Consider the following 24,706-nt stretch of genomic DNA (forward strand, 5'->3'; position numbering starts at 1 on the left):
AGGCCGGGACCCAAGTTCTGCTGGCGTTGCCGCTACGCTTGCAAACTTGGGTCCCCGCCTGCGCGGGGACGACGTGCGTATGGCGCGGGCCGCCATTTACATGAGCGCACATCGACGTTTGTAATTGAACTGAACAAGAAACAAGAAACGAGGCAAACAATGGACAAATTCTGGCTGAAGTCGTACGAGGCGAAGGTGCCCCAGGAAATCGACTGGACGCAATACCGCTCCCTCACGCACCTGCTGGAGGAAGCCTTCCAGAAGTATGCCGACCGCAAGGCCTATGCCTGCATGGGCAAGTCCATGACGTTTGCCGAACTCGATCGCCTGTCCGCCCGCATGGCGGCCTGGCTGCAAAGCCGCGGCCTGCAGCCGGGCGCGCGCGTGGCGATCATGCTGCCCAACGTGCTGCAGTATCCGGTGGCGATGGCGGCCGTGCTGCGCGCCGGCTACACCATCGTCAACGTCAACCCGCTGTACACCGCGCGCGAACTGCAGCACCAGCTGACCGACTCGGGCGCCGAAGCATTGGTGGTGCTGGAGAACTTCGCCCACACGGCGGCCGAAGTCGTTGGCCACACCCGCGTCAAGCACGTGGTGGTGGCCAGCATGGGCGACCTGCTGGGCATGAAAGGCTTGCTGGTCAACTTCGTGGTCCGCAGCGTCAAGAAGATGGTGCCGGCGTGGTCGCTGCCGGGCGCGGTGTACTTCAGGCGCATGCTGGACGAAGGCGCGGGCCTGACCCTCAAGCCGGTGAACGTCGGCCGCGACGACGTCGCCTTCCTGCAGTACACCGGCGGCACCACCGGCGTCTCCAAGGGCGCGGTACTGACGCACAAGCAGGTGATCGCCAACGTGCTGCAAAACGAAGCCTGGTTTGGCCCGACCCTGGGCAAGATCCCGGCCGGCGAGCAGCCGCAGTTCGTGTGCGCGCTGCCGCTGTACCACATCTACGCGCTGACCGTGTGCGCACTGCTGGGCCTGCGCGTGGGCGGCATGAATCTCCTGATCCCGAATCCGCGCGACATCAAGGGCTTCATCAAGGAACTGGGCAGCTACCGCATCAACATCTTCCCGGCCGTGAACACGCTGTACAACGGCCTGCTGAACAACCCGGATTTCGCGAAGCTGGACTTCTCCGGCCTGCTGGTCTGCCCGGGCGGCGGCATGGCGGTGCAGAAGCCGGTGGCCGACAAGTGGCTGGCCGTGACCGGCATTCCGATCGTCGAAGGCTACGGCCTGTCCGAGACTTCGCCGGTGGTCACCGCCAACCGCTGCGACATCAAGGAATTTACGGGCACCATCGGCCTGCCGCTGCCCTCGACCGAGATCCGCATCCTCGACGAGACCGACCGGGAAGTCCCGTTCGGCACCCGCGGCGAAATCGCGGTGCGCGGCCCGCAGGTGATGAGCGGCTACTGGCAGCGTCCGGACGAAACCGCGAAGGTCATGACCGCGGACGGCTTTTTCAAGACCGGCGACATCGGCGTGATGGACGAACTGGGCTACACCCGCATCGTCGACCGCAAGAAGGACATGATCCTGGTGTCGGGCTTCAACGTCTACCCGAACGAAGTCGAGGAAGTCGTGATGGCGCACCCAGGCGTGCTCGAAGTGGCCTGCGTCGGCGTACCCGACCAGCATTCGGGCGAGGCCGTGAAGCTGTACGTGGTGAAGAAGAACGCGGCGCTGAACAAGGACGAGCTGCAGGCTTACTGCAAGGAGCAGCTGACCGGCTACAAGCGTCCGAAGTACATCGAGTTCCGCGAGACGCTGCCGAAGACGAATGTGGGCAAGATCCTGCGGCGCGAGTTGCGGGATGAAAAGCAGACGGCGTGAAGCTTTACTGCGCCAATCGAGCCATTTTACCGTTAGCTTAAAACCGTCGCCCCTGCGAAGGCAGGGGCCCAAGTTCTGCGAGCGCTATCGATACGCGTGCAACTTGGGCCCCTGCCTGCGCAGGGGCGACGTTCCAGGGCAGCGGGCCTAGATCGACGTTACTTCGACGCCCACCTTCCCATCCACAACCCTGAACCCCGCCAACGTCCGCTGCGCCGTCCGCGCATCCCGCACCTCGTCCAACCCCATGAACCGGGTCCGCGTCTCCTTCGGCGTCACCTCCAGCAGCATGTAGCCGCGCCGGTCGCTGCGTCCATATTTGATGTGCGGATTGAGCGCCACCTGCTGCGCGGTACGTTCCTGCGGCCGCGAGCTCGACGTCACCGACGTCCCGACGAATTCGGTGGCCACCAGCGGATTGGCCTTCGATACCGGCCGGCCGAAGTCGGCCCGCAGCTCGCTCGCATAAAAGGTGTGCACGTCGCCGCCCAGCACCAGCGGATTGGCGGCGCGGGTTTTCAACAAGGTATCCAGCAGGCGCCGCCGCGCCGCCGGGTAACCGTCCCAGCCGTCGGTCCAGAAGCGGCCGCCGTCCGGTCCCGTCACCGGCACCTGGCTCGATTGCGCCATCAGCGTCTGCTGGGCCAGGATATTCCAGCGCGCCTTCGATGCACGCAGCCCGGCCTCGAGCCGGGCTTCCTGCTCGCCGCCCAGCATGCTGCGGCGCGGGTCGAGCAGGGACGGGCAGGCGCGCGCGTTCACCGACGAGGAGCCGCCGGCGTTCGGGCGCGGACAGACCTGCACGGCGCGGTACTGGCGGTCGTCCAGCACGTAGAAGCGCGCCAGCCGGCCCCAGTCGTAGCGCTGGAACATGCGCACGCTGGCGAAGCTCGTCGGCGGCGGCAGGCGCAGCGGCATGTGTTCGTAGAAGGCCTGGTAGGCCGCGGCGCGGCGCGCGGCGAAGGTGGGCGATAAACGCTCGTCGCGCCCGGCGGCGTAATCGTTGGCGACTTCGTGGTCGTCCCAGGTCACGATCCAGGGCGCGACCAGGTGCGCGGCCTGCAGGTCCGGATCGGATTTGTACTGGGCGTAGCGGCGGCGGTAATCGTCCAGCGTGAACGATTCGTCGCTCCTCACCTGGCGCTGCGGATGCTGCAGGCGGTACGGCCCCCATTCATAGATGTAGTCGCCGAGGAAGGCCACCAGGTCGGGGGACGCTTGCGCGATGTAGCGGTGCGCCGCATAGCTGCCGAACTCCCAGTGCTGGCACGAGGCCACCGCCAGCTTCAAGAGGTCCGGCATCGCCCCTGCGGCAGGGGCGGTGCGGGTGCGGCCGGCCGGGCTGACGGCGTCGCCCAGCATGAAGCGGTACCAGTACCAGCGCGCCGGCTGCAGGCCGGTCACGTTCACGCGCACGCTGTGCGCGAGTTCCGGCGTGGCGACCGCCGTGCCCCTGGCCGCGATCTTGCGAAACGCCTCGTCGTGCGCGACTTCCCAGCGCAGCGCCACCGCCAGCCTGGGGCTGCTGGCGGCGTTCAGCGGATCGGGAAGGATGCGGGTCCACAGCACGACCGCATCGGGCAGCGGGGCGCCGGAAGCGACGCCGAGCCCGAACGGGTAGCCGGCGCCATTGGGCGGCGCCGCGTGGACGATGGAGGACGCCGATGCGGCGGCCGCGAGACGCGCCGCATCGAGCAGGAACAGGCGGCGCGCCGGCTGCACAGGCAAATGCTTACGGCTCGATCATCAGGGAGTCGAGCGGCGGCAGCTGGCGCGGCTTGCGGTCCGGGCCGGTGGCGACATAGGTCAGCGTCGCTTCCGTCACTTTGACGACGTGGGTCTGCAGGCGGTTGCGTTCGGCGTAGACTTCGACGTACACGGTGATCGAGGTGTTGCCGACCTTGGTGATGTCGGCATAAAAGGAGAGCAGGTCGCCCACGAACACCGGATTCTTGAACAGGAAGGAATTGACGGCGATGGTGGCCACGCGGCCATTGGCGCGGCGCACCGCCGGCAGCGAACCGGCGACGTCGACCTGGGCCATGATCCAGCCGCCGAACACGTCGCCGTACACGTTGGCGTCGGACGGGGAGGGCATCATCCGCAGCACCGGCATTTTGCCTTCGGGCAGGCGCAGCGTGGATGGGGTCTGGTTTTCTGGCTGGGTCATCTCGAAATCTCGGTAAAGGCTACAATCATCCCAGATTACAACATATATTTTGCCTACCTGTCATGCGACGCTCATCCGCCAGTTCCCCTCCGCCACCGTCCGATCCGAATGTCCAGCGTAACGACTGGACCACCATCCGCACGCTGCTGCCTTACCTGTGGGTCTATAAATGGCGCGTGCTGGCGGCCATGATCTGCCTGGTCGGCGCCAAGCTGGCCAACATCGGCGTGCCGCTGGTCCTGAAACGCATCGTCGACAGCCTCAGCATCAGCCCGACCAACCCGCACGCGCTCCTGATCCTGCCGCTGGGCGCCCTGGTGGCGTATGGCGCGCTGCGCTTCTCGACCACGCTGTTCACCGAACTGCGCGAATTCCTGTTCGCGCGCGTGACCCAGCGCGCCGTGCGCACCATCGCGCTGCGCGTGTTCCGCCACCTGCACGCGCTGTCGCTGCGCTTTCACCTGAACCGCCAGACCGGCGGCATGACGCGCGACATCGAGCGCGGCACGCGCGGCGTCAGCTCGCTGGTCTCGTACTCGCTGTTTTCCATCTTGCCGACGCTGGTCGAGATCACGCTGGTGCTGGGCTACCTGGCGCTGCACTACGATAAGTGGTTCTCGATCATCACCGGCATCGCGCTGGTGACCTACATCGCCTTCACCATCAGCGTCACGGAGTGGCGCACCCACTTCCGGCGCACGATGAACGAACTCGATTCGAAGGCGAATACCAAGGCCATCGACTCGCTGATCAACTACGAGACCGTCAAGTACTTCGGCAACGAGGACTACGAAGCCAAGCGCTACGACGAAGGCCTGCAGCACTACGAGCGCGCCGCGGTGCGCTCGCAGACCTCGCTGTCGCTGCTGAACAGCGGCCAGTCACTGATCATCGCCGCCGCCGTCACCGCCATCCTGTGGCGCGCCACCCAGGGCGTGATCGACAAGAGCATGACCCTGGGCGACCTGGTGCTGGTGAATTCCTTCATGCTGCAGCTGTACATCCCGCTCAACTTCCTGGGCGTGATCTACCGCGAGATCAAGCAGAGCCTGGCCGACATGGAGCGCCTGTTCGGACTCCTCGAGCAGAACCGCGAGGTGGCCGATTCGAAGGATGCCAAGCCGCTGGTGACGCAGGGCGCCCGGGTCGAGTTCTCGCACGTCGAATTCAGCTACGACCCCAAGCGCCAGATCCTGTTCGACGTCGATTTCAGCATCCCGGCCGGCACCACCACCGCCGTGGTCGGCCACAGCGGCTCCGGCAAGTCGACCCTGTCGCGGCTGCTGTTCCGCTTTTATGACGTGCAAAGCGGATCGATCCGCATCGACGGCCAGGACCTGCGCCACGTGACCCAGGATTCGCTGCGCCACGCGATCGGCATCGTGCCCCAGGATACGGTGCTGTTCAACGACACCATCGAGTACAACATCGCCTACGGCCGCCCGGGCGCCAGCCGCGAGGACATCTTCGCAGCGGCGCGCGCGGCCTCGATCCACGAGTTCATCGAGAGCCTGCCCGACGGCTATGCGACAATGGTGGGCGAGCGCGGCCTCAAATTGTCCGGCGGCGAAAAGCAGCGGGTGGCGATCGCGCGCACCCTCCTCAAGAATCCCGCGATCCTGATCTTCGACGAAGCGACTTCCGCCCTCGACTCCAAGTCGGAGCAGGCGATCCAGGCGCAGCTGAAGGAGATCGCCAAGCAGCGTACCACGCTGGTGATCGCGCACCGCCTGTCGACCATCGCCGACGCCGGCCAGATCCTGGTGCTGGACCATGGCCGCATCGTCGAACGCGGCACGCACGCGTCCCTGATCGCGGCCGATGGCCTGTACCGGCAGATGTGGGACCGCCAGCAGGCCAAGCAGGACGAAGCCCTGGCTTCGCCGCAGGAAGTGGAACAAGACTAAGGGAACAACATGGATAAACAGATCGTCGACATCGACATGGCCGACGTCGGCCACGGCAACCCGGCCTGGATCGCCGCGCTGGAAGCAGGCAAGGTGCTGTACTTCCCGAACTTCGGCACTTATGGCAAGGCCGGCTTTGCGCCGCAGAAGGAAGAGCTGGCGCTGTTCCGCGAAGACATCCGCGACCCCAAGAGCCGCAACATCAGCCTGGACTCGGGCGGCAACCTGAAGGGCGCGGCCGGCGACGACGCCGACAAGGCGATGCTGGCCGGGATGATCGGGCGCTTCCGCGCCGAGGCCGAGGGCCTGCTGGGCAACCTGGTGCCGCGCTACGGCGAGCACCTGCGCCGCGGCGCCACCAGCTTCCGGCCGTCGGTGGTGCAGACCCGCGTGCAATCCTGGCGCGCCGACGACCGGCGCCTGCACGTCGACGCCTTCCCGTCGCGGCCCAACCGCGGCGAACGCCTGCTGCGCGTATTCACCAACGTCAACCTGGAAGGCCAGCCGCGCGTGTGGCGCGTGGGCGAGCCGTTCGAGGACGTGGCCCGGCGCTTCCTGCCGCGCCTCAAGCCGTACGCGGCCTGGCAGGCGAAACTGATCAATGCACTGGGCATCACGAAATCGCTGCGCAGCGAGTACGACCACCTGATGCTGCAGCTGCACGACGCCATGAAGTCGGACCTCGACTACCAGAAGAACGCACCGCAGGAAACATTCGGCTTTCCGCCGGGCTGCGCCTGGGTGTGCTTCTCGGACCAGACCTCGCACTCGGTGATGGCGGGGCAGTACATGATGGAATACACGGCCCAGCTGTCGCCGCTGCACCAGTACGACAAGGAAGCCAGTCCGCTGGCGATCCTGACGCGGCTGCGGGGACACGCGCTGGTGTAAATCAGCAGCCTTGGATTGAGGCCGGGGTATTACATGACGGCCTCATCATGCGCAATGAGGCAACCAAAGTTACACACGCAGAAATGGCTTCCAGCCCTTTTGCCTTGAATTAACTGAAAATCGTGGGACTTAACCTACATTCTGGCTGCATGTACACCGGCAGCGCGTTCTCCATCCGCTAATAAACTAGGTTCGCTCTAAGAGTTCGGGAGCGTTCACTATGTTATTCAGCAGCTACTTTCTCGGCGGGTTCGAATGTACAACCGGATTCAACCGCGACGGCGATTGGATCGACCTGATGCAGGAGACCTGGCACCTGCGTCATGCCGACGCCGACTACCGCCGCCTGTGCGAAGTCGGCATCCGGGCCGTGCGCGACGGCATCCGCTGGCCGCTGGTCGACAAAGGCCGTGGCGGTTTTGATTTTTCCTCGGTCGAACCGCTCGTCCGCGCGGCGCGCAAGTACAAGGTCGACGTGGTGTGGGACCTGTTCCATTTCGGCTACCCGGCAGGCCTTGACCTGCTGTCGGCCTCCTTCGTCTCCAGGTTCGCCGAGTATTGCGCAGCCTGTGCCCGCTATCTGCGCCGCCGGCTCCAGGGTACCTTGTGGTTCACCCCGGTCAACGAGCCATCGTATTTTTCGTGGGTGGCGGGGGAGGTCGGCCGTTTCGCACCCTATATCACTGGCCGCCACCACGAGTTCAAGGTGGCGCTGGCCCGCGCCGCGATCGCCGGCATCGACGCAATCCGCGCCAGGGTCCCGGACGCGCGCTTCCTGAATGCCGACCCGCTGTGCCATGTGGCGCCAAGGGACGAGCGGCCCGCATCGCTGCGCGAGGCCCGCGTCTTCAACGACGACCAGGTATTCGAAAGCTGGGACATGCTGTGCGGGCGGACCTTGCCCGAACTGGGCGGCAGCCGCGCGCACCTCGACGTGGTCGGCATCAACTATTACTGGAACTCGCAATGGGAGCTCGGGCGGGAAGGGGAATGGCTCGGCGACGCCGACCCGCGCCGGGTGCCGCTGCGGGACCTGATCCGCTCGGTGCATGCGCGCTACGGCGGCGAGCTCGTCATTTCGGAAACCTCGCATTGGGGCGTGCACCGGGCGCGCTGGATCCACCAACTGGCGGACGAAGTCGACGGCCTGCTCGACGCCAGCGTGTCCCTGGGCGGCATCTGCATCTATCCGATCATCGGCATGTTCGACTGGCACCGGCCGCGTCCGTGGATGCCGATGGGCCTGTGGGACTGCGACAGCGAACGCCGCATGCGCCGGCTGGTGCACCGGCCGATGCTCGATGCGCTCGCCCTTGTGCAGGAACGCTTCAGCCGTACCCTGACGGCGCGCCCGCCTGCGCAACTCGCACCCCGCATCCTTGTCTAAACCGGTCACGTATCCGCAGCCGGAGGTCAGCGATGAGTTCGAATATTGCCCAGTCTCCCGACGTGGCCGCACAGGCCGCCACGCATGGCGCCCTGGCGGACGCCTCCCACGACCGCGAGGTGCCGGAGGTCGACCTGCTCAGCCCACTGAACTTGCGGGGCGTGGTGCTGCGCAATCGGATCGCGATGGCACCCATGTGCCAGTATTCCGCCGAGGATGGGTTCGCCAACGACTGGCACCTGGTGCACCTCGGCAGCCGCGCGGTCGGCGGCACCGCCCTCGTCATGGTCGAGGCCACCGCCGTCAGCCCGGAAGGCCGCATCACACCGGGCGATGTCGGCATCTGGAGCGACGCCCACGTCGCACCGCTGGCCAGGATCGCCGCCTTCGTCCACGGCCAGGGCGCGGTGGCCGGTATCCAGCTGGCGCACGCCGGCCGCAAGGCCAGCACCGCGGCGCCGTGGACAGGCGGTGCAACCCTCAAGACCAGCGCCGAGGGCGGCTGGCAGGTGGTGGCGCCCAGTGCGATTCCGTTCTATCCGGACGACCCGCTGCCCGTCGCGCTGGACAAGCAGGCCATCGACGGCATCGTCGACCTGTTCGAGGAGGCGGCGCGCCGTGCGCTGGCAGCCGGATTCAGGCTGCTGGAAATCCACGCTGCGCACGGCTATCTGCTGCACCAATTCCTGTCGCCCCACAGCAACCAGCGCGACGACGAGTACGGCGGCAGCCTGGACAACCGGATGCGCCTGGTGCTGCGCGTGACCGAGCGCGTGCGCGCCATCATGCCCGGCGAGCTGCCGCTGTTCGTGCGCATCTCCGCGACCGACTGGACCGCGGGCGGCTGGGATATCGAGCAATCGGTGGCATTGTCGCAGCGGCTCAAGGCGGCCGGCGTCGACCTGATCGACGTCTCGACCGGCGGCAACCTGCCGACCGCACGCATCCCGGTCGCCAAGCGCTACCAGGTGCCCTGCAGCCGCAGGATCCGCGACGGCGCCGATATCCCGACCGGTGCCGTGGGGCTGATCACCGACCCCAGGGAAGCTGACGACATCGTCACCGGCGGCGATGCCGACCTGGTGCTGGTCGGGCGCGAACTGCTGCGTGAACCGTACTGGGCGCTGAAGGCCCAGCATGCGTTCGAGGAAGAGCCCGCGTGGCCGGTGCAGTACGGCTACGCGGTGAAGCGCCGGGCCAAGTGAAGGGCAGGCGGGCCGGGAAGACCGTGCCCGTCTGCGCGCTCACACCGTGCCGGCGTAGGGCAGCATCAGCGGCTCGCGCAGCCGGATGATCTGGCGCATGTCGTCGTCGCCGATCACTTCCATGCTGGCCAGGCCGATGGGGCCGTGATCGATCCAGACTTCGCGCGGCTTGGGGATCAGGTGATCGAGGCCTTCGACGAGAATCTGGATCAGATCGTTCTTGGGGTCGTAGCTCATGCCCAGCAATTGAATCCACTCCTGCTCGATCTGGTCGCCGATATGCAGTCCTGTCACTTCGATTTCGACCTGTTTACCGACCAGCAGCGATTTCGACAACTGGTCGAAGGTTGTCTGCCATGCAGCCTTATCAAGTTTTGTCGTCGACATGATATTTGCCTCTACCTCTCACTCTGCGATGGTCTTAGAGCACCTAACAAAACCTCCATGGCGGCGTTGCATCGTCTCCCCGTACATTCGTACTGTCTTCGACGCTGCGCCTTGCCCTGAAGGTTTTGTTAGGTGCTCGCACCCGCGTATCAATACGTTTTAAGATATTCTCGTTCCGCTGCCGGTGCAAGCGCCCTGAACCGGGCGGCGCTACCGTCCCCGTGCCGGCACCTGTCCCTTCAGCCCACGCATTTTGGAGATCTGCATGTTCACAGCAATCCTGCTCGACAAGAACGATGACGGCACCACCGCTGCCCGGCTTACCGAGATCGATGACGCGCAGTTGCCGCTCGACGGCGACGTGACGGTGCGCATCGACTATTCGACCGTGAACTACAAGGACGCCCTGGCCATCACCGGCAAGGCGCCGGTCGTGCGCAGCTGGCCGATGGTGCCCGGCATCGATGGGGCGGGGGAGGTCATTGCATCCTCGCATCCGGACTGGAAGGCGGGCGACGCATTCATCCTGAACGGCTGGGGTGTCGGCGAAACGCACTGGGGTTGCCTGGCGCAGCGTGCCAGCCTGAAAGGCGGGTGGCTGGTCCCGCGGCCGCCGGGCATGTCGGCCCGCACCGCGATGGCCATCGGGACCGCCGGCTACACCGCGATGCTGTCCGCGATGGCGCTGCAGGAGCAAGGCGTCGACAAGCGCAGCGGCGACATCCTGGTGACCGGCGCATCGGGCGGCGTCGGCAGCATTGCGATTGCGATCCTTGCCGGCTGGGGCTACCGCGTGGTCGCGTCCACCGGCAAGCTGGCCGAGGCCGACTACCTCACATCCCTCGGCGCGGCCGAGGTCATCGATCGCGCCGAATTGTCCGCGCCCGGCAAGCCGCTGCAGAAGGAGCGCTGGGCCGGCGTCGTCGACGCCGTCGGCTCGCACACGCTGGCCAATGCGGTCGCACAGACCCGTTATGGCGGCACCGTCACGGCCTGCGGACTGGCCCAGGGCATGGATTTTCCGGCGTCGGTTGCGCCATTCATCCTGCGCGGCGTCAGGCTGGTCGGCATCGACAGCGTGATGGCGCCGCTGCCGAAACGGTTGGCGGCATGGGAGCGGCTGGCGAACGAGCTGGACGCCGGTACATTGGCGACCATTACGCGGGAAATCGGTTTGGCACAGGCAATCACGCTGGCGCCGGACCTGCTCGCCGGGACGCTACGCGGCCGCCTGGTGGTGAACACCCATGCCGACGCAGCGTCGTCGTAGCCGGCTTCATACGTCCTGCGCTTGATGGCAGGGCTTGCAGGCGACCGAGGCCACCGAGCTGGCCGGCAGGGCCGGGGCGTACAGGAAGCCCTGGTAGGCATCGCAGCCGTGCTCGAACAGGAAGTCGCGCTGGGCCGCCAGCTCGACGCCTTCGGCCAGTACCCGCAAGCCCAGGCTGCGGCCCAGCGCGATGATGGTGCGGGCGATCACCGCGTCGTTCTGGTTGGTCAGGAGATCGAGCACGAACGAGCGGTCGATCTTGAGCATGTCGAGCGGCAGCTGCTTGAGGTAGGCCAGCGAGGAATAGCCGGTGCCGAAGTCGTCCAGCGCAAAGCTGACCCCGTGCAGCTTGAGCGCATGCATCTTGGCGATCGTATCGTCGACGTTTTCCAGCAGCGAGGTTTCGGTCAGTTCGAGCTTGAGCCGGCGCGCATCGATGCCGGGCACCGACACCAGCGCCAGCACCTGTGCCACGAACTGCGGGTGGTGGAACTGGTGCGCGCTGACGTTGACCGCGATCTCGATCTGCGCCGTCGCCGGGTTGGCGGCCCAGGCGAGCAGCTGGTCGCAGGCCTTCTTCAGCACCCACTGCCCGAGTGCCACCACCAGTCCGGTTTCCTCGGCCAGCGGAATGAACTCGGCCGGTGAAATCATGCCGCGCGCCGGATGGCGCCAGCGCACCAGCGCTTCGACGCCGGTGAGCTTGCCGTCGCGGTCGATCTGCGGCTGGTAGTGCAGCGCGAATTCGTGTTCGCAGTGGCGCAGGGCCTGGCGCAGGTCGTTCTCGAGCGCCATGCGCGCCGCCAGCGCGTCCTCCATGTCGGGGTTGAAGAAGCTGAGCGTGCCGCGGCCCGCATTCTTGGCCTCGTACATCGCCATGTCGGCGCGCTTGAGCAACTCGCCGCTGTCGTCCACGGCGTCCTTGAACAGCACGATCCCGATGCTGGCCGTGCTGTGGTGCGTGTACTGGCCGAGGTCGTACGGCTGGCGCAGCGTCACCAGCATGCGCTCGCCCACCCGCCGCGCCTGGGAGCATGCCTGGCTTAGGTCCATGCTCAAGCCTTCGAGCAGCACCACGAACTCGTCGCCGCCGAAGCGCGCCACGGTGTCATGGCGGCTGAGGCAGCTGCGCAGGCGCTGCGCCGCCTGCCTGAGCAACTGGTCGCCCAGCGCATGGCCGTGGGTGTCGTTGAGCGACTTGAAATTGTCCAGGTCGATGAAGAACAGCGCGCTGGCGGAACGGCCGCGCGCACTGTCGTCGAGCGCCCGCTGCAGCCGCTCCATCAGCAGCTGGCGGTTCGGCAGCTCGGTCAGCACGTCGTAGTAGGCCAGGTATTCGATCCGTTGTTCGGCCCGGCGGCGCTCGGTCAGGTCGACCATGGCGCCGATCATGCGCATGGCGCGTCCGCCGCCGTCACGGGTGATGTAGCCGCGGTCCAGCACGATGGCAACCGAGCCGTCCTTGCGCAGGAAGCGGTATTCGTCCATCCAGTGGTCGTCGCTACCCGCGATGGCCGACCTCATTTGGCTGACGACGCGCTCCCGTTCGTCCGGATGGATGCGCTCCGACCATGCTCCGATTGCCCCGGAAAAATCGGCCGGCGTGTAGCCGAACACGGATTCGACGCTGTCGCTGATCCACAGGCTGTCGTCTTCCAGGTCCCAGTCCCACACCACGTCCGTGGTGGCGCGGGCGATGGTGCGGAAGCGTTCTTCGCTGAGGCGCAACGATTCCTCGGTCTTGCGCGCTTCGGTGATGTCGCGGAAGTAGACGGTCAGTCCTTCATCGGAGGGATAGGCGCGCAACTCGGACCAGACCTGGTAGGGCGCATAGTATTCCTCGAACACGACGGTGCGGTTCTCGCGCACCGCGCGATGGAATTCGCGCTCGCCGATCTTGCCCTGGAGCGCGCTGAACTCTTCCCACAGTACCTTGCCGAGCAGCTGCGCGCGCGGGCGCTTGAACAGGCGCTCGGCTTCCCGGTTCATGTAGGTAAAGCGCCATTCCCGGTCCAGCGTATAAAAGGCGTCGGTGATCGACTCGAGCGTGGTGGACAGCTGCTCGGCCATGCGCGCGACCCGCTGTTCGGCCTTGCGCTTGTCGCTGATGTCCTGGAACGCGCCCTGCAGCCCGGTGATCGTCCCGTCCGCGCCGCGCACCGGCTCGCCGATCGAGCGCACCCAGACGCTGCGGCCGCGCGCGGTGACGAGCTCCAGTTCCTCGTCGTAGGGCGTACCGTCGCGCAGGCAGGCTTCGACCAGGCAGCCCAGCCTGACGCGCGACTCCGGCGCGAAATACCCGATCGCCTCCTCGACCGTGGGCGCGGTCCCGAGCGGCGCCTCGTGGATGCGGCAGACTTCGTCCGACCAGATCACGCGGCCCTGCGCCGCATCGTAGCTCCAGCCGCCCAGGTGCGCCACACCGCTCGCCATTTGCAGTAGCCACGCATTGCGCTCGGTTTCGGGCTGGCGCCGCACCTGTTCGGTCACGTCCTCGATCGTGCCCAGGTAGCGCGCACGGTTGCCGCCCGCGCGCAGCAGTTCGGCGCGCATGCGCACGTGCCGTGTGTCGCCCGCGGCACGCACGATGCGGTACCCCAGGTCGAGTTGCTTATCGGCGTCCAGTGCCTCCCGCAGCGTGTCGCCAACGCGTTGCCGCTCGTCCGGGTGCACGCGCTGCAGCAGGTCGTCCAGGCGCCAGGTGGCCGCCCCGAGGCCGTAGATGGCACGGCTCCCGTCCGACAGCACGAGCGTCATGTCGTACAGGTCCATTTCCCAGCAACCAAACTGGCCTGTGGACGCGCCGCCGTGCGGCGGATCAGCTGGGAGCGGGGCTGGGAGCATGGCAGATCATGTATTGACGGAATTGCCTGCATTGTAGACCGCCAGTCCACGACCCTGCCACCCCGCGCGTGCGCGCCGCTGTGCGATTTCTACGGCGCGAACACCGCGCGCACGCAGCCATCCTTCTTGTGCTTGAACATGTCGTAGCCGCGCGGCCCGTCCTCGAGCGAAAAGCGGTGGGTGGCAAGGTAGGCCGGGTTGAGCTCGCCCTTCTGGGCGTGCGCCAGCAGCCGGTCCATGTAGGCTTGCCCGTGCTGCTGGGCGGTGCGCACCGTCATGCCCTTGTTCATGAGGGCGCCCATCGGGAACTTGTCGAGCACCCCGTAGACGCCCAGCACCGACAGCGTGCCGCCCTTGCGGCAGGCCATGATCGCTTCGCGCAGCGCCTGGCCGCGGTCGGTCTCCAGGCGCAAGGCCTGCTTCACGAGGTCGTAGGCGTATTGCGGCCCGGTACCATGCGCTTCCATCCCGACCGCGTCGATGCAGGCATCGGGGCCGCGTCCGCCGGTCATCTCCTTGAGCACGTCCAGCACGCTGTCGACCTGGGTGTAGTCGATGGTTTCGGAACCGGCATGCTCGCGCGCCATCTGCAGGCGCTCGGGAAAGCGGTCGATCCCGATCACGCGCTCGGCGCCCATCAGGCGCGCGCTCTGCTGCGCCATCAGGCCGACGCCGCCGCAGCCCCAGACCGCGACCGTGTCGCCCAGCTTGATGTCGCAGAAGTCGGCGCCCATGTAGCCGGTCGGCGCCGCGTCCGACAGGAACAGCGCGGTCTCGTCGGCCACGCCGTCGGGCACCTTGAAGCAGTCGTTGTCGGCGAACGGCACGCGCACGTATTGCGCGTGCGCACCGGCGTAGCCGCCGAAGGCGTGGGTGTAGCCGTAGATGCCGGCCGTGGTCTGGCCGCCGAGCAGCGGTTCCTGCAGCTCGGGCTTGGGATGGGTGTTGTCGCACAACGAGTAAAGGTGGTGCTGGCAGTACCAGCATTGGCCGCACACGATGAAGGAGGGTACGACGACGCGGTCGCCCTTCTTCACGCGCTTCACCTCGCTGCCGACTTCTTCGATCACGCCCATGAACTCGTGACCGATCACGTCGCCGGCCTTCATGGTCGGGATGTAGCCGTCGATGAAGTGCAGGTCGGAACCGCAGGTGGTCGACAGGGTCACGCGCAGGATGGCATCGCGCGGGTTCAGGATTTCGGGGTCCTTCACGGTGCCGACCCGCAGGTCGTTCACGCCGTTCCAATAAAGTGCTCGCATGGCCTGCTCCTCAGTGTTTGTCGGCGCGCGCAGCGGGCTGGCGCACGGTGGTCGGGATCTCGCCGGTTTCGACGAGGTTCTTGAAGCGCCGCAGCGCCGCCTCGGCGACCAGCTCCAGCGGTGTGCTGCCGAGCAGCTTGATCAGCCCTTCGCCGAGCGCGCCGCCCGGCGGGTCGAAGCGCACGCGCAGGGTCACCACGGTGCCGCGGCCGGCCGGGGCGGGCTGGAAGCGCACCGATCCCTCGTTCGGGATGGCGGCGTCGGGTAGCGCGCGCCAGCCGATGTCGGCGCCGGGGCGGTCCACCGTCTCGGCGTCCCATTCGTAGGCATGGCCGAGCGGCCCCTCGACCTTCCAGTGCATGCGGCCTTCGCCGGCGCCACGCACGGTCGCGAAGCGTGCCATGACCTGCGGCAGCGTCCTTGGGTCGAGCCAGGTGCGGCGCAGTTCGTCCGCGCCCTTGCTGATCGTGATCGAGCGCTCCACCTCGGCCTGGCCGGCGGCGGCGCCCTGCCTGCTGTGGCCGGATTGCACGCCGCGCAGCGCGCCCATCGCACCGGCGCCGGCGACGGCGCCGAGCGCGAGCGCCGCGGCGCCTTTCTTGCGGCCTTGGACGCCGGCCACGATGGCGGCGGCGCCCAGCGCGATCGGAATCCAGTTGACGTTTTGCGTGGGCCTGCCGGCCCGAGCAAGGTGACTGCTTGCCATGATCAAACCTCCTTGTGACGACTTGAGAAATATTCGGCCGTCACCTGCATTCCAATGGCGGCCGCAGCCATGTCGCCTCAGTCTAGACACGTTTATGCATGGTGCAAGGCTTTTTTTTCCAGCGTATTCGCGTGGAAATCCAGTGCCGCGTGATGCCGAAAGGCTAGCGAATCGCTGCTTGCAATCGAACGAACCCATGCCTAATCTTTAGCGATCCACCCACGGCGGGTAAAGGCGCGCACGGTGGACACGGTCCCGTGGGCCCGCCTGCGGATTTCCCAACAACTGCCAGGATGCGGCCTCAAGTCCTGTGAGCAGGACATGCTATTTCCTGGCGGGTCATAGGAGTAGATGATGAAAGCTGTTGTCTATCGAGGTCCACGGCAGGTTGCAGTCGAAAACGTGCCGGACCCTAAGATCGAACGTCCCACGGATGCGATCATCAAAATCACCAGCACCAATATCTGCGGCTCCGACCTGCACATGTACGAGGGCCGGACCGATTTCGAGCAGGGCCGCGTCTTCGGCCACGAGAACCTGGGCGTGGTGATGGAAGTCGGGCCGGCGGTCGAGAATCTGAAACCCGGGGACTGGGTCTGCATCCCCTTCAACGTCAGCTGCGGCCACTGCAAGAACTGCGAACGCGGCCTGACCAACTACTGTCTGAAGTCGAACCAGCCGGGCATCGCCGGCGGCGCCTTCGGCTTTGCCGACATGGGACCATGGCAGGGCGGCCAGGCCGAATTCCTGCGCGTGCCCTGGGCCGACTTCATGTGCCTGAAGCTGCCGCCGGACGCGGAGCAGAAGCAGTCCGACTACGTGATGTGCGCCGACATCTTCCCGACCGGTTGGCATGCGACCGAACTGGCCGGCATGAAGCCCGGGGACGCGGTGGTCATCTACGGCGCCGGGCCGGTGGGCCTGATGGCGGCGCACTCGGCGATGATCAAGGGAGCCTGCAGCGTGATGGTGGTCGACTGCCATGCCGACCGGCTCAAGCTGGCCGAGTCGATCGGCGCGATCGCGATCGATTATTCGAAAGAAGACCCGGTACAGCGCGTCATGGACCTGACCCATGGACGGGGTGCGGACGCCGGTTGCGAATGCGTCGGCTACCAGTGCCACGACCACCATCATCACCGCCAGGAACGTCCGAACCTCACGATGAACAACCTGGTCAACTCGGTCAAGTTCACCGGCGGCATCGGGGTGGTCGGCGTGTTCGTGCCGCAGGATCCGGGCGGCCCCGACGACCTGGCGAAGGAAGGCAAGATCGCACTCGACTGGGGCATGCTCTGGTTCAAGGGGCAGCGCGTCGCCACCGGCCAGTGCCCGGTCAAGGCGTATAACCGGCAACTGCGCGACCTGATCCACGCCGGCCGCGCCAAGCCGTCGTTCATCGTGTCCCACCAGCTGAGTCTGGACCAGGCGCCGGATGCCTACCAGCACTTCGACGAGCGCGACCACGGCTGGACCAAGGTGATCCTGCATCCGGGTAGCTAGCGGGGCAGGGCGGTGTTGTGAAAAAATGCCCCGCGTTCGTCATACGAATGCGGGGCGATAAATTTCCTTTTTTTCCCTCCATCAGTAACGGTCGCGCCGCTTCAGCAAGGCCATGACGCCGCCCACCACGACGGCGGTGACGAGCGCCTTGCGTACCAGTCCCGCCGGGTTGTGGCGCAGTTCCGACCGGATGCCCATTTCCCCGAGCACATTGGGTACGTGGCCGTGGCGCAGGTCGTCGACAATGCCCTCGACCACGTTGACGCGGTCGGCGGCGATCAGCATCAGCCAGTGGCGCACGTCGTTCTCGGGCAGCTTGTAGGCCAGGCGCCGGATCGCGCCCGATACCCACTTCGGCGGCTGGGCCGTGCCGAAGATCGGTGTGATGCCCGGCCGTTCCGGCGAACAGAACACTTCGACGGTCTGAGCCTGCTGTACCGGCTGTCCCTGCGGCACGTGGATGAAGCGCGGCGGCATGCGCTCCATCGGGATGGCAGGACGGTTCTTGTGGTCGAGGTCCGAGCCCCAACCCGGAATGTGCTGTAGCTGTTCGCGGGGCGGACTGTGGCGGTTCAGGTCGTGGTCGAGCTGGCGCTCGTAATCCACATGGCCGTGGTGCTGCGGGTTGCGCCGCTGCTCGGCCAGATCGCGGCGGGCGATGTCGGTGTTCATGGCGGCTCCTTCAGTGAATGACGCTGCCGGCCAGCGCGCGTGCCGAGCCGGCGCGTGGGGGAATCAGCACGGTTTTGATGCAACCGTCGTACTTGCTCGAGAAGATGTGGTACGCATCCGATGCCTCTTCCAGCGGTACGCGGTGGGTGATGATCTCTTTCGGGTTCAGGTGTCCCTGACGGATGTGCTCGATCAGGTGCGGCACATGGCGTTTCACGGAGGCCTGGTTCATGCGCATCGTCAGGCCCTTGTTCAGCGCATTGCCGATCGGGACCGCGTTGAAGGTCGGCCCATACACGCCGACGATCGAGATATTGCCGGCCTTGCGCACGGAGTTGATGGCCCAGAACAGCGCGGTGGCCGCGCCTGCCTGCAGCATGGTCCAGCGCCCGGTGAGTGTCTGGGCCAGGCTGCCCGACGCCTCGCAGCCGACGGCATCGATGCAGGCATCCGCGCCCAGCCAGTCCGTCATCTTCTTGATGTGCAGGGCGACGTCGCCCACCTCGCGGAAATTGACGATCTCGGCGGGAGCGTAGCGGCGCACGAAGTCGAGCCGGTAGTCGATATGGTCGACCACGATCACGCGGCCGGCGCCGAACAGCCAGGACGACCTGGCCGCGAAGATGCCGACGGGACCGGCGCCGAACACCACCACGGTGTCGCCTTCGTGGATGTCGGCCATCTCGGCGGCCTGGTAGCCGGTCGGCAGCGCATCCGTCAACAGCACCGCGTCGTCGTCGACGATATCGTCCGGTACCTTGTACGGTCCGACGTCGGCCATCGGCACGCGCACGAACTCGGCCTGGCCACCGTCGTAGCCGCCGGTGGTATGCGAATAGCCGTAGAAGCCGCCGACCGCCGTCGCTTCCGGATTGGTGTTGTGGCAGTTGCCGTACAGCTCGCGCTGGCAGAAGAAGCAGGAGCCGCAGAAGACATTGAACGGCACCAGCACGCGGTCGCCCGGCTTGAGCGTCTCGACCGCCGAGCCGACCTCTTCGACGATGCCGACGAACTCATGGCCGAAGGTGTGCCCGACGCGCAGGTCGGGCACCAGGCCGTGGTACAGGTGCAGGTCCGAGCCGCAGATGCAGGCGCGTATCACGCGGACGATGGCGTCGCCCGGGTGTTCGATCACGGGATCCGGTTTTTGCGATACCCGGATCCGGTAGGGTCCACGAAAGTTAGTTGCCAACATAAAACCTCCTGTCAAAAATGCTCCGCGTTCGCAGTGCGTCCGCGCGAGAGAAGGTTTGACACCAGGGACGGCGACAGGTGCGCACCTCACATGATCAGCAGCTCTTTTCCGCGCGCGCGCAGGATGGCGGCGACGCGCGCCGCCACCGGTGACAGGTAGCCGTTCTTGCGGTACGCCAGTCCCAGCCGCCGCTGCATTTCGGTCTCGGCCAGGACCACTTCGCGCAGGCGCGCCCTGCCGGCCACCAGGTTGAGGCGGGTAACGAAGCCCAGCAAGGGCGCTTTCTCGAGGATCGGCAGGATCGCGTTCAGCACGTTCGACTCGATCTGCACCCGCGGCCGCGCCAGGCCGTGCCGTTCGAAGGTCTGGTCCAGCCATTGGCGCGAGGCCACCGTGGTGGCCGGCAGCATCCATTTGTAGTCCAGCAGGCCGGCCAGGGTGGCGGGCGCGTTGAACACCGGATGGTCTTCGCTGGCCATCACGACCACCGTGTCTTCCGCGATCTGCTCGCTCACGATGTCCGCATCGGCATCCAGCATCGGACCGATCACCAGGTCGATCTCGCCGTCGCGCAGGTGCGCCAGCAGGTGGTCGTTCATACCGACAAACAGGTTGACGGTGATCGCCGGCGCTTCGGCCAGCAACTGTGCGAAGACGGCCGGCATCAGGTGCTCGCCCAGCGTCGGCACGCAGCCGATGCGCACCGTGCCCTGCAGGCCGCCGGCATGGTCCTGCATCTCGCGCGCGGTCTCCTCGACCATGATCGCCATCAGGCGCGTGCGCTTGAGCAGCACCTGGCCGGCCGCCGTCAGGCGCATGCCGCGGCCGTCCTTTTCGAACAGCGCGGCGCCGAGATCTTCTTCCAGCCGGTCGATGCATTTGGTGAGTGCAGGCTGGGTGCGGTGCAGGCGCTCGGCGGCGCGTCCCAGGTTGCCTTCGGTGGCGATCACTTCGAAATATTTCAGGTCACGGAAGTCCATCGATATATTCCTGAAAGTTTAAGAATCTCAAAATTAAGTGAATATACATTATGAATTCGGCTTCCTATACTCGATCCATACAAAAGCTTCCCTGAGCAGGCTGCCTTCGCAGCGCCAGAGGACGCCAACGCAACAAGGAGACAGCCGTACCTGCCGCGCGCCCCGGAGCACATCCCCGGCGCACGCCTCCTGGCCGCGTCGCGCCTTTCTGACCAGTTGATGGCAGTCCTCACCACCACGACCGAGGACTAACCATGAGCCATTCCACTCCACCCGACGTAATCCGCGACATCGAACGCACCAGCCCGGACCTGGTCGCCCGCGCCGCCGCATACCCATCGTCCATCCTGGCCGACGTGGCCGGCCGCCGCGGCGCCCTGAGCAGCCGCATCGCGCCGCTGGCACCCGGCATGCGCATCGCCGGCACCGCGATCACGGTCGAAGTCCGCCCCGGCGACAACCTCATGATCCACGCCGCGATGGCGGTCGCCAAGCCGGGCGACGTGCTGGTGGTCGACGGCAAGGGCGACGAATCCTGCGCGCTGATGGGCGAGATCATGGTCAGCCAGTGCATGGCGCTCGGCATCGCCGGCGTGATCCTGTACGGCGCCGTGCGCGACACCGAAGCGATCCGCGCGCTCGGCTTCCCGATGTATGCCATCGGCGCCAACCCCAACGGTCCGACCAAGCTGGTGCCGGGCCGGATCAACTGGCCGGTGTCGGTGGGCGGCGTGACCGTGCAGCCGGGCGACCTGGTGGTGGCCGACGCCGACGGCGTGGTCGTGGTCGAACTAGGCAAGGTGCCGGCCGTGCTGGACGCGGCCAAGCAGAAACTGGCCGACGAAACCGCGCGCATCGACGGCATCCGCAGCGGCAAGCAGCTGCGCCCGACCTGGCTGGACGGCGCCCTGCGCAAGGCCGGCGTGCTGGCCGAAGGAGAGACCCTGTGAACGCCGTCCTCGACACCAACCAGCAGCGCCCGGTCGTACTGGTGACCGGCGCCGACCTCGCCGAGCAGGCGGTGGCGCTGTTATCAAGCTTCGACATCGTCTACGCCGGCAAGACGCCCGGCGAAGACGACCTGGTCGCCCTGAGCCGCCAATACCAGCCGGTCGCCATCATCGCGCGCTACGGCCGCATCAGCGAGCGCGTGATGGAAGCCAGCGCCAAGCTGCGCGTGGTGTCCAAGCACGGCACCGGCATCGACACCATCGACAGCGAGGCGGCCAAGCGCCGCGGCATCGCCGTCAAGGCCGCCACCGGCGCCAATGCGCCCGCGGTGGCCGAGCATACCTGGGCCCTGATCCTGGCCTGCGCCAAGAACGTGCCGGCACTCGACGTGCGCATGCACGCGGGCCACTGGGACAAGGCGACCCATAAAAGCCTGGAACTGCGCGGCCGTACGCTCGGCCTGGTGGGACTCGGCGCGATCGGCGCCCGCGTGGCGGCGGTCGGCATCGCGATGGGCATGACCGTCATTGCCCACGATCCGTTCGCCAAGGCGGCGCCGGAAGGCGTCGACCTGCTGCCGCTGGCGGACGTCATCGCCGGGTCCGACGTGCTGTCGCTGCATTGCCCGCTGACCAAGGACAACGCCAACATGCTGAACGCCGAAACCCTGGCGACGATGCGGCCGGGCGCGATCGTGGTGAATACCGCGCGCGGTGGTCTGATCGACGAGGCGGCGCTGGAGGCTGCCCTGCGCAGCGGCGCGCTGCTGGCCGCGGGCCTGGACAGCTTCCAGGTCGAGCCTTTCGCGCCTGACCACGCGTTCACCCGCGTGCCCAACGCGATCCTGTCGCCGCACATCGGCGGCGTGACCAGCGATGCGTATGTGGGCATGGGTACGGCGGCGGCGCAGAACGTGCTCGCGGTACTCGAACAGCAAGGCTGAGGAAACAAAACAACACAAAAAAGCGCGCACCAAGACGCGCCCCGGACGATTAATATTGGAGACGACATGAGCGAGATCCAACACAACGCGCGCCTCGAGGCAGACACCATCCGCAAGGTGACCTGGCGCCTCATCCCCTTCCTGATGCTGTGCTACCTGCTGGCCTTCATCGACCGCGGCAACATCGGCATGGCTTCCCTGCAGATGAACGACGACCTCGGTCTTACCAAGAAGATGTTCGGTTTCGCCGGCAGCCTGTTCTTCATCTCGTATTTCCTGTTCGAGGTGCCCAGCAACCTGGCGCTGCAAAAGTTCGGCGCGCGCAAGTGGGTCGCCCGCATCATGGTCACCTGGGGCCTGGTCTCGGCCAGCATGGCGGCGGTGCAGGGCCCGACCTCGCTGTACATCATGCGTTTCCTGCTGGGTGCGGCCGAAGCCGGCTTCTTCCCCGGCGTGGTGTTGTATCTGACCTACTGGTTCCCGGCCGCCTACCGTGGCCGCATCGTCGCCATCTTCATGGTCGCGGTGCCGATGGCCAGCTTCGTCGGCTCGCCGCTGTCGGCGCTGCTGCTGCAGGCCGACGGCCTGCTGGGCCTGCGCGGCTGGCACTGGCTGTTCATCCTCGAAGGCATCCCGACGGTGCTGATGGGCTTTGCCTGCCTCTACTTCCTGACCGACCGTCCGGAGCAGGCCAAGTGGCTGAGCGCGGAACAGCGCAACTGGCTGTCGGCGCGCCTGGAAAAGGAGCGCAGCGAGAAAAAGACGGCCGCCCACATCCCGCTCGCCAAGCTGCTGCGCAGTAAGGAAGTGCTGGGCATGGCGCTGGTGTGCTCGACCGCGTCGGCGGCGGGCACGGTGCTCGGCGTATGGCAGCCGCAGCTGCTCAAGTCCTTCGGCCTGAGCATCATGGAGACGGGCCTGATCAACTCGATTCCCTACGTGATCGCGGCCGTCCTGATGGTCTGGTGGGGCCGCCATTCCGACCGCAAGGCCGAGCGCCGCTGGCATACCGCGATCCCGCTGGCCCTGATTTCGGGCGGCATGCTGAGCTCCCTGTTCATCACCTCGCTGGCGCCGACCGTGGTGCTGCTGTCCTGCGTCCTGATCGGCGCGTACTCGTTCAAGGGACCGTTCTGGGCGCTGAGCTCGTCCTGGCTGCCGGCCTCGGGGGCGGCGGCCGGCCTGGCGGCGATCAATGCATGCGCGAACCTGATCGGCGGCGGCCTGATGGTCAATGTCTACGGCTGGATCCGGGAAGAAACCGGCAGCTATTCGCTGGCGCTGCTGCCGATCGCGATCCTGGCGCTGGCCAGCATCGTGACCCTGCTCATACTGAGCAACGGTGCGCACCAGGCGACGCGCAACGCGTCCGCCAAAGCGGCGGCCTAAACCCGCAGCCTGAATCCTTCTTCGCACGCGGCGGCCAGGCGGCCGCCGCTTTTCCCAAGCATCGGCACCGGCAGCCCGCGGAGAAGGGCGTGCGCGCCTGCTGCCGGCCGCGCTACCTATAAAACATACAACGAGACAGCCATGAACAAATTTCTTCCGACGCTGGCGGTGGCATGGATGCTGCCCGCCGCGGCGTTCGCCCAATCGACGGTGTCCATCTACGGCGCCATCGACGCCGGCCTGCGCTACCAGACCAATGTGGATGCCGCCGGCAACGGCCAGCTGACGATGGGTTCCGGTAACTCCTTCTCGAACCGCCTCGGCTTTCGCGGCGAAGAAGACCTCGGCAATGGACTCAAGGCGCGCTTCCGCCTCGAGAGCGGCTTTTCCAGCAAGTCGGGCGCGCTGGACAACACCAACAACGTGCTGTTCAACCGTACCGCCTCGGTCGGGCTGGGCGGCAAATGGGGCTACATCGACCTGGGCCGCCAGTACACGATCGGCTTTCGCACCGAACTGTTCCTCGATCCCTACGACCACCACTACACCGGCATCGTGCCGCTGTCCTCGGGCGCTGGCACCACCCTGCCGGCGGCGGCCCGGACCGCCGGCCTGGGCGCTTCCTCGTCGTCGGGTACGCGCTTCAACAACGACATCCAGTACACCGGCACCTTCGGGCCGTGGACCTTGCGCGCCGAGCACGCGCCGGGCGAAAACGCCGAAGACCGGTCCCGGGGCACGGCCCAGGCGCTGGGCGTCCTGTACGCCGGTGGCCCGGTGCTGGCGGGCGGCGCCTACACCTACAAGCAGACCACGGCGGGCCTCGGCAACCGCGCCTGGATCGTGGGCGGCGGCTACAAGGCGAAGGACTTGACTGTCAAGGCGGGGGTATCGCGCGAGCGCCAGGAAACCGCCGGCGGCGCCGGCATCTACCAGAACCGCACGGTGTTCGGCGGCGCCAGCTACCAGGTGAACGGGCCGGTGGCGCTGACCGCCGCCGTCTACCGTTCGGACTACGACGGCCTGGTCGACGGAGGCAGCCGCACCTTGTACCTGCTGGGCGGCGTGTATGCGTTCTCCAAGCGCAGCAATATCTACGCGGAGCTGGACCTCAACCGCTACAGCGGCGCGCTGGTGCCGTCGAAGCAGACGTCCCAGCGCGGGGTGTCGCTGGGCTTGATGCACACGTTCTGAACCGGGGGACG

At 66.5% G+C, this 24,706-nt stretch carries 20 protein-coding genes; 11 read left to right on the forward strand and 9 right to left on the reverse strand.

Annotated features, from left to right (window positions below):
• Nucleotides 1-159 precede the first annotated feature (159 nt).
• Nucleotides 160-1,839 carry a long-chain-fatty-acid--CoA ligase gene (locus tag U1H99_RS00055; protein WP_323139752.1) on the forward strand — a complete coding sequence of 560 codons (1,680 nt, stop codon included), beginning with the start codon at nucleotides 160-162 and terminating at the stop codon, nucleotides 1,837-1,839.
• Between the two features lie 147 nt (nucleotides 1,840-1,986).
• On the opposite strand, the gene U1H99_RS00060 is transcribed toward U1H99_RS00055, so the two are convergent.
• The gene (locus U1H99_RS00060) at nucleotides 1,987-3,561 is read right to left on the reverse strand and encodes an alkaline phosphatase D family protein (RefSeq protein WP_323139753.1); all 1,575 of its coding nucleotides are present in this window, start codon (nucleotides 3,559-3,561) and stop codon (nucleotides 1,987-1,989) included.
• Between the two features lie 10 nt (nucleotides 3,562-3,571).
• Nucleotides 3,572-4,009, reverse strand: a complete 438-nt coding sequence (locus U1H99_RS00065) for an acyl-CoA thioesterase (RefSeq protein ID WP_141831114.1) — start codon at nucleotides 4,007-4,009, stop codon at nucleotides 3,572-3,574.
• Between the two features lie 62 nt (nucleotides 4,010-4,071).
• Here U1H99_RS00065 and U1H99_RS00070 point away from each other — a divergent pair, with 62 nt between their 5' ends.
• The 4 genes from U1H99_RS00070 to U1H99_RS00085 all read left to right on the forward strand — a co-directional run bounded on the left by U1H99_RS00070 (nucleotide 4,072) and on the right by U1H99_RS00085 (nucleotide 9,399).
• Entirely contained in the window at nucleotides 4,072-5,916 is a 1,845-nt protein-coding gene (locus U1H99_RS00070; RefSeq protein ID WP_323139754.1) for an ABCB family ABC transporter ATP-binding protein/permease, read from the forward strand.
• A gap of 9 nt (nucleotides 5,917-5,925) precedes the next feature.
• A complete protein-coding gene (kdoO, locus tag U1H99_RS00075) occupies nucleotides 5,926-6,807 on the forward strand; it encodes a Kdo hydroxylase KdoO (RefSeq protein WP_323139755.1) in 882 nt (293 codons plus the stop codon).
• Nucleotides 6,808-7,027: 220 nt separating this feature from the next.
• Complete coding sequence (locus tag U1H99_RS00080; protein WP_323139756.1) at nucleotides 7,028-8,194, forward strand: family 1 glycosylhydrolase; 1,167 nt, start codon at nucleotides 7,028-7,030, stop codon at nucleotides 8,192-8,194.
• Nucleotides 8,195-8,226: 32 nt separating this feature from the next.
• Nucleotides 8,227-9,399 carry an NADH:flavin oxidoreductase/NADH oxidase gene (locus tag U1H99_RS00085; RefSeq protein WP_323139757.1) on the forward strand — a complete coding sequence of 391 codons (1,173 nt, stop codon included), beginning with the start codon at nucleotides 8,227-8,229 and terminating at the stop codon, nucleotides 9,397-9,399.
• 39 nt (nucleotides 9,400-9,438) lie between these two features.
• Here U1H99_RS00085 and U1H99_RS00090 read toward each other — a convergent pair whose 3' ends face one another.
• Nucleotides 9,439-9,786 (reverse strand): DUF5335 family protein, encoded by a 348-nt coding sequence (locus U1H99_RS00090; protein ID WP_323139758.1) that lies wholly within the window; start codon nucleotides 9,784-9,786, stop codon nucleotides 9,439-9,441.
• 265 nt (nucleotides 9,787-10,051) lie between these two features.
• Here U1H99_RS00090 and acuI point away from each other — a divergent pair, with 265 nt between their 5' ends.
• The gene (gene acuI, locus U1H99_RS00095; protein WP_323139759.1) at nucleotides 10,052-11,056 is read left to right on the forward strand and encodes an acrylyl-CoA reductase (NADPH); all 1,005 of its coding nucleotides are present in this window, start codon (nucleotides 10,052-10,054) and stop codon (nucleotides 11,054-11,056) included.
• 6 nt (nucleotides 11,057-11,062) lie between these two features.
• Here the strand turns inward: acuI and U1H99_RS00100 are convergent, their stop codons facing one another.
• The 3 genes from U1H99_RS00100 to U1H99_RS00110 form a co-directional block, all read right to left on the reverse strand.
• Nucleotides 11,063-13,828, reverse strand: coding sequence for an EAL domain-containing protein (locus tag U1H99_RS00100; RefSeq protein WP_323139760.1), 2,766 nt, complete (start codon nucleotides 13,826-13,828; stop codon nucleotides 11,063-11,065).
• 161 nt (nucleotides 13,829-13,989) lie between these two features.
• The gene (locus U1H99_RS00105; protein ID WP_323139761.1) at nucleotides 13,990-15,162 is read right to left on the reverse strand and encodes a zinc-dependent alcohol dehydrogenase; all 1,173 of its coding nucleotides are present in this window, start codon (nucleotides 15,160-15,162) and stop codon (nucleotides 13,990-13,992) included.
• Nucleotides 15,163-15,172: 10 nt separating this feature from the next.
• Nucleotides 15,173-15,868: an SRPBCC family protein gene (locus U1H99_RS00110; RefSeq protein WP_323139762.1), complete on the reverse strand. Its 696-nt coding sequence runs from the start codon at nucleotides 15,866-15,868 to the stop codon at nucleotides 15,173-15,175.
• 354 nt (nucleotides 15,869-16,222) lie between these two features.
• Between U1H99_RS00110 and U1H99_RS00115 the strand changes: the two genes are divergently transcribed.
• Nucleotides 16,223-17,371 (forward strand): glutathione-independent formaldehyde dehydrogenase, encoded by a 1,149-nt coding sequence (locus U1H99_RS00115; protein ID WP_323141184.1) that lies wholly within the window; start codon nucleotides 16,223-16,225, stop codon nucleotides 17,369-17,371.
• 81 nt (nucleotides 17,372-17,452) lie between these two features.
• Here U1H99_RS00115 and U1H99_RS00120 read toward each other — a convergent pair whose 3' ends face one another.
• From U1H99_RS00120 to U1H99_RS00130, 3 genes are all read right to left on the reverse strand, one after another.
• A complete protein-coding gene (locus tag U1H99_RS00120) occupies nucleotides 17,453-18,043 on the reverse strand; it encodes a hypothetical protein (RefSeq protein ID WP_323139763.1) in 591 nt (196 codons plus the stop codon).
• Nucleotides 18,044-18,053: 10 nt separating this feature from the next.
• The gene (locus U1H99_RS00125) at nucleotides 18,054-19,238 is read right to left on the reverse strand and encodes a zinc-dependent alcohol dehydrogenase (RefSeq protein WP_323139764.1); all 1,185 of its coding nucleotides are present in this window, start codon (nucleotides 19,236-19,238) and stop codon (nucleotides 18,054-18,056) included.
• Between the two features lie 86 nt (nucleotides 19,239-19,324).
• Nucleotides 19,325-20,218: a LysR family transcriptional regulator gene (locus U1H99_RS00130; RefSeq protein ID WP_323139765.1), complete on the reverse strand. Its 894-nt coding sequence runs from the start codon at nucleotides 20,216-20,218 to the stop codon at nucleotides 19,325-19,327.
• A 254-nt stretch (nucleotides 20,219-20,472) separates the two neighbouring features.
• Between U1H99_RS00130 and U1H99_RS00135 the strand changes: the two genes are divergently transcribed.
• The 4 genes from U1H99_RS00135 (at nucleotide 20,473) to U1H99_RS00150 (ending at nucleotide 24,695) form a co-directional block, all read left to right on the forward strand.
• Nucleotides 20,473-21,168 (forward strand): RraA family protein, encoded by a 696-nt coding sequence (locus U1H99_RS00135; protein WP_323139766.1) that lies wholly within the window; start codon nucleotides 20,473-20,475, stop codon nucleotides 21,166-21,168.
• On the forward strand, nucleotides 21,165-22,112 hold the full coding sequence (locus tag U1H99_RS00140) for a hydroxyacid dehydrogenase (protein WP_323139767.1): 948 nt from the start codon (nucleotides 21,165-21,167) through the stop codon (nucleotides 22,110-22,112). Before U1H99_RS00135 ends, U1H99_RS00140 begins: the two co-directional genes overlap by 4 nt.
• A gap of 66 nt (nucleotides 22,113-22,178) precedes the next feature.
• A complete protein-coding gene (locus tag U1H99_RS00145) occupies nucleotides 22,179-23,501 on the forward strand; it encodes an MFS transporter (RefSeq protein ID WP_323139768.1) in 1,323 nt (440 codons plus the stop codon).
• Between the two features lie 141 nt (nucleotides 23,502-23,642).
• Nucleotides 23,643-24,695 (forward strand): porin, encoded by a 1,053-nt coding sequence (locus U1H99_RS00150; protein ID WP_323139769.1) that lies wholly within the window; start codon nucleotides 23,643-23,645, stop codon nucleotides 24,693-24,695.
• Nucleotides 24,696-24,706 lie beyond the last annotated feature (11 nt).

The organism is Massilia phyllosphaerae, from assembly GCF_034659755.1.
GTDB classification, from domain to species: domain Bacteria; phylum Pseudomonadota; class Gammaproteobacteria; order Burkholderiales; family Burkholderiaceae_D; genus Telluria; species Telluria phyllosphaerae.

Coding starts and splice junctions, on each gene's coding strand:
- U1H99_RS00055 (WP_323139752.1), top strand. CDS start 160: ATGGACAAATTCTGGCTGAAGTCGTACGAGGCGAAGGTGCCCCAGGAA.
- U1H99_RS00065 (WP_141831114.1), bottom strand. CDS start 4,009: ATGACCCAGCCAGAAAACCAGACCCCATCCACGCTGCGCCTGCCCGAA.
- U1H99_RS00070 (WP_323139754.1), top strand. CDS start 4,072: ATGCGACGCTCATCCGCCAGTTCCCCTCCGCCACCGTCCGATCCGAAT.
- kdoO (WP_323139755.1), top strand. CDS start 5,926: ATGGATAAACAGATCGTCGACATCGACATGGCCGACGTCGGCCACGGC.
- U1H99_RS00080 (WP_323139756.1), top strand. CDS start 7,028: ATGTTATTCAGCAGCTACTTTCTCGGCGGGTTCGAATGTACAACCGGA.
- U1H99_RS00085 (WP_323139757.1), top strand. CDS start 8,227: ATGAGTTCGAATATTGCCCAGTCTCCCGACGTGGCCGCACAGGCCGCC.
- U1H99_RS00090 (WP_323139758.1), bottom strand. CDS start 9,786: ATGTCGACGACAAAACTTGATAAGGCTGCATGGCAGACAACCTTCGAC.
- acuI (WP_323139759.1), top strand. CDS start 10,052: ATGTTCACAGCAATCCTGCTCGACAAGAACGATGACGGCACCACCGCT.
- U1H99_RS00100 (WP_323139760.1), bottom strand. CDS start 13,828: ATGGACCTGTACGACATGACGCTCGTGCTGTCGGACGGGAGCCGTGCC.
- U1H99_RS00105 (WP_323139761.1), bottom strand. CDS start 15,162: ATGCGAGCACTTTATTGGAACGGCGTGAACGACCTGCGGGTCGGCACC.
- U1H99_RS00110 (WP_323139762.1), bottom strand. CDS start 15,868: ATGGCAAGCAGTCACCTTGCTCGGGCCGGCAGGCCCACGCAAAACGTC.
- U1H99_RS00115 (WP_323141184.1), top strand. CDS start 16,223: ATGAAAGCTGTTGTCTATCGAGGTCCACGGCAGGTTGCAGTCGAAAAC.
- U1H99_RS00120 (WP_323139763.1), bottom strand. CDS start 18,043: ATGAACACCGACATCGCCCGCCGCGATCTGGCCGAGCAGCGGCGCAAC.
- U1H99_RS00125 (WP_323139764.1), bottom strand. CDS start 19,238: ATGTTGGCAACTAACTTTCGTGGACCCTACCGGATCCGGGTATCGCAA.
- U1H99_RS00130 (WP_323139765.1), bottom strand. CDS start 20,218: ATGGACTTCCGTGACCTGAAATATTTCGAAGTGATCGCCACCGAAGGC.
- U1H99_RS00135 (WP_323139766.1), top strand. CDS start 20,473: ATGAGCCATTCCACTCCACCCGACGTAATCCGCGACATCGAACGCACC.
- U1H99_RS00145 (WP_323139768.1), top strand. CDS start 22,179: ATGAGCGAGATCCAACACAACGCGCGCCTCGAGGCAGACACCATCCGC.
- U1H99_RS00150 (WP_323139769.1), top strand. CDS start 23,643: ATGAACAAATTTCTTCCGACGCTGGCGGTGGCATGGATGCTGCCCGCC.